This is a genomic window from Pseudomonas sp. 31 R 17, from assembly GCF_900004915.1.
In the GTDB taxonomy this organism is placed as follows: Bacteria; Pseudomonadota; Gammaproteobacteria; order Pseudomonadales; family Pseudomonadaceae; genus Aquipseudomonas; species Aquipseudomonas orientalis_A.
In genome coordinates this window covers 8,066-12,102 of record NZ_CVTN01000059.1, presented here as the reverse complement: position 1 = coordinate 12,102, position 4,037 = coordinate 8,066, and the positions used below count along the sequence as shown (strand labels likewise).

At 60.4% G+C, this 4,037-nt stretch carries 4 protein-coding genes; 3 read left to right on the top strand and 1 reads right to left on the bottom strand.

Annotated features, from left to right (window positions below; translation table 11 throughout):
• Together BFP89_RS08880 and BFP89_RS08875 are read left to right on the top strand one after the other, a co-directional pair.
• On the top strand, window positions 1-626 hold a 626-nt coding region (locus tag BFP89_RS08880; RefSeq protein WP_065885126.1), incomplete at its 5' end, for a Tim44 domain-containing protein.
• A gap of 136 nt (window positions 627-762) precedes the next feature.
• Complete coding sequence (locus tag BFP89_RS08875) at window positions 763-1,170, top strand: SMI1/KNR4 family protein (RefSeq protein WP_003195742.1); 408 nt, start codon at window positions 763-765, stop codon at window positions 1,168-1,170.
• A 17-nt stretch (window positions 1,171-1,187) separates the two neighbouring features.
• Here BFP89_RS08875 and BFP89_RS08870 read toward each other — a convergent pair whose 3' ends face one another.
• A complete protein-coding gene (locus tag BFP89_RS08870) occupies window positions 1,188-2,951 on the bottom strand; it encodes a cation:proton antiporter (protein WP_065885125.1) in 1,764 nt (587 codons plus the stop codon).
• Window positions 2,952-3,226: 275 nt separating this feature from the next.
• On the opposite strand from BFP89_RS08870, the gene BFP89_RS08865 reads away from it, so the two are divergent.
• The gene (locus BFP89_RS08865; protein WP_065885124.1) at window positions 3,227-3,712 is read left to right on the top strand and encodes an acyl-CoA thioesterase; all 486 of its coding nucleotides are present in this window, start codon (window positions 3,227-3,229) and stop codon (window positions 3,710-3,712) included.
• Window positions 3,713-4,037 lie beyond the last annotated feature (325 nt).

Here is a 4,037-nt window from a genome sequence, read left to right as displayed (position 1 = left end):
CCGCCGGTGGCCTGCTCGCGTCCATGTTCATGGGCGGCGGCTTCCAGGGCATGCAGATCTTCGACATCCTGATCCTGGCGGTCATTGCCTTCGTGATCTTCCGCTTTATCGCCGCCCGTCGCCGCAAGCAGCAGGAGCACCTGGCCCCGGCCGGCGCGCCGATGCAGCGTGAAGTGTTCGAGCAAAAACCCGCCATGGGTTCGATCTTCGGCGGTTCGGCAGCCCCTGCGGCCGCCCGTCCGGTGATCAACGCGCCGGCCTGGTTCAACGAAGAGCGTTTCATTGAAGCGGCCCGCAGCCACTTCCAGTCCCTGCAGCAGCACTGGGACGCCAACGAAATGGACAAGATCGCCGAGTTCGTGACCCCGCAACTGCTGGAGTTCCTCAAGCGCGAACGTGCCGACCTGGGTGACGGCTTCCAGTCGACCTATATCGACGACCTGCGCGTACAGCTGGACGGTGTGGATGATCGCGCCGACAAGACCATCGCCACCCTGACCTTCAGCGGCGTGTCGAAGACCTCGCGTTTCGACCAGGGCGAAGTGTTCAGCGAAAGCTGGAACATGGAACGTCCGCAGGGCGAAAACCAGCCATGGCTGGTCGCCGGTATCCGCCAGAACGGCTGATACCCGCACGCGTGAGCAACTGGTAACAAAAACCCCGGACCTGTTCCGGGGTTTTCTATTTCACGGTTGCACTTATAGCGAGCTACTGTATAAAACGCCCCTATAAAACGCGCCATCTAGCAAGAGGATCCCGGCCGTGGAAGAAATCATCGAACAACTGCGTGAAGCCAACGAACCGGTCCCGGTTCCCTTGGAGCTGCCTGACGAAGACCAACTGGTGGAAATCGAAGAACAACTGTTCATCGACATCCCCTTTGTGTTCCGCGAATTCCTGCTGACCGTCAGCGACGTGGTCTACGGCAGCCTCGAGCCGGTGACCGTCACCGACCCGCAGTCCCACACCTATCTGCCGGACGTTGCCGCCAACGCCTGGGACGCCGGTGTTGACCGCAGCCTGATCCCGATCTGCCAGGACGGCGACGATTACTACTGCGTCGAAGAAGACGGCACCGTGGTGCTGTGGTCCGCCGAGGAAGAACTGGTCCAGGAAGAAACCTGGGAATCGGTGTGGCACTGGGCACGGGATGTCTGGCTGGAAAGCTGAGGCCCACACCTGGCCTTCTAGTGTTCCGGCGTATCCTTGTGGTTATCCAGCGTCTCCAGCAAGGCCACCTGCATCCGCGTATGCACGCGGATGAACCAGCGCCAGAGCACGGCCGCCACCGCCGCCGTGACCACCGCAATCAGTACCAGCAACTTGTTGGTCGGCAGAATACTGGCCGACAAGGCTGCCAGGAGCAGGAAGATCACCAGCAGCGACAGAATGGGGATCAGCTCCGCGATCACCCGCCGCACACGTTGGGTATGCCGCCCGGCCATTTCCGGCTTCACGCTCATCTCCGCCAGCAACATCGACAATGCCTTGAGCTTGCGGTACGCCGCGATCAGAAACGGCAGCGACAACAGCAATGCGCCACCCCAGATCAACGCCTTCTGCCAGCTTTGATCGCTGACCCAGCCTTCCAGATACCCACCGATGCGCGCCGCGAAAAAGCTGCCGGCGAAGAAGATCGCGATCACCAGCGCCAGGTTCACTCCCACTTGCAGCACGATCTTGCGGATCATCGACGCCAGCATGGCGCCCTCGCCTTGCGGCTGAATACTGCGCAGCCATTCGCCATACATGCCGAATACCCGGCTCATGCGCTGGGGCATCACGGCAGCAATTTTCAGTGACAGCGGGTCGGCGCCGCGGATCAGGTACGGGGTGAGCAACGTCGTTATCGCCGAAACCGCCACCGCCACCGGGTACAGAAAGTCGCTGGTGACCTGCAGGGTCATCCCCAGCGCCGCGATGATGAAAGAGAATTCGCCAATCTGTGACAGGCCCATGCCCACCCGTAGCGAGGTGCGCCCATCGTTGCCGGCGATAAACGCGCCCAGCCCGCACGACAGCATCTTGCCCAGCACCACGGCCACGGTAATGACCGCAATCGGCCACGCGTACTGCAGCAGGATTTGCGGGTCGATCATCAAGCCGATGGCGACAAAGAAAATCGCACTGAACATGTCGCGAACCGGTTCGATCAGGCGCTCGATTTTAATCAGTTGGCGTGACTCGGCCATGATCGCGCCGATCAGGAAGGCCCCCAGCACCATGCTGTATTCAAGCTTGACCACCAGCAGGCAGAAGCCGAAACACAGACCCAGTACCGTGATCAGCAGCATCTCGTTGCTTTCGAACCTGGCGACGTAGGCCAGCAGGCGCGGCACCAGCAGAATACCGATCACCAGCGCGACAATCATGAACAGCGAGAGCTTGCCGACGGTGGAAAACACCTCGCCGGAGCTGACCGTGCCGCTGACGGCGATGCTCGACAGCAAGGCAATGATGCCGATCCCCAGGATGTCCTCGACGATCAGCACGCCGAATATCAGCTGGGCAAAACGCTGGTTCTTCATCTTCAGGTCATTGAGCGCCTTGACGATGATGGTGGTGGAGGAAATCGCCAGGATCGCGCCGAGAAACAACGAGTCCATGGTGTTCCAGTCGAACCATTGACCGATTTCGTAGCCGATCCAGATCATCAGGATGATTTCCAGGAACGCCGCGATAAACGCCGTGGCACCCACCTTGAACAGCTTGCGCAGGCTGAACTCCAGGCCCAGGCAGAACATCAGGAAGATCACCCCGAGTTCGGCCAGCGTCTTGATCGTGTCTTCATCGTGAATCAGGCCGAACGGCGGCGTGTGGGGGCCGATGATGAAGCCTGCGACGATGTAGCCCAGCACCACCGGCTGCTTGAGGCGATGAAACAGGATGGTGACGACCCCCGCCACCAGCATGATCACGGCCAAGTCCTGGATAAAGCTGATGGCATGCATGGCGTGGGGCTCCCTGGAATTGCTGGCGGTTTCTCACTTCCCGCGCGCGCAGCCGCTGAAAGAAAAGTCTGCCGTGACCGTAAGAAATGCCCGTGCAGGCGCGTTTGAAGGTTAACACCGCGACTTCCGCCGGAAAGCCGGTGCAATATATGGAAACAGATCGGCCCGGGCGTGACGGCAAGCCGCCCACCGGCGTCCCGTTAGGGATGGCTGCAAAGCTCCCAGCACCCGCAGAGGTGCCCTACCCAACCAATGCCTAAACCCGTGAGTGTGCTATGGAACCCGGAAACGCCCAGCTGTCGATGACGGTATTGATGACCCCTGACATGGCCAACTTCTCAGGCAATGTCCACGGCGGCACCCTGCTCAAGTACCTCGACGAAGTGGCGTACGCATGCGCCAGCCGTTATGCCGGTCGTTATGTGGTCACGCTGTCGGTGGACCAGGTGATTTTCCGCGAGCCGATCCATGTCGGCGAACTGGTGACCTTTCTCGCGTCGGTCAACTACACCGGCAACACCTCGATGGAAGTGGGCATCAAGGTGGTGACCGAGAACATTCGCGAGCGCTCGGTGCGTCATACCAACAGTTGCTTCTTCACCATGGTGGCGGTGGACGACCAGCGCAAACCGGCCGCCGTCCCCCCCTTGCAGCCGCAGAACAGCGAAGACAAACGCCGCTTCGTGCAGGCCCAGCAGCGTCGGCAGATTCGCCAGGAACTGGAAAGGCGTTATCAGGAAATCAAGGCCGACGCGCCCTGAGTCCAGATCTGCGAACCCAATCAAATGTGGGGGCTTGCCCTGATGCCAGTCAGTTAAGGCTTTTTGTAGGAGCGAGCTTGCTCGCGAAAAACTCACAGGCACCGCGTTCATTCAGAAAGCACGCGTTATCGTTGACGTTTTTCGCGAGCAAGCTCGCTCCTACAGAGGGCAAACGCCGCAGCGCCCAACGCTAACCACGATGCGCAGCGAGTCGCTCTTGATCTTGATCTTAGGCGCCCCGTCAAACCACGCTGGCCGAACGCAGGCTTGAATCCGTGGGTAACCCGGCAGGACGCCGGGTTAGCCGCACTGGGCCATGGATGGC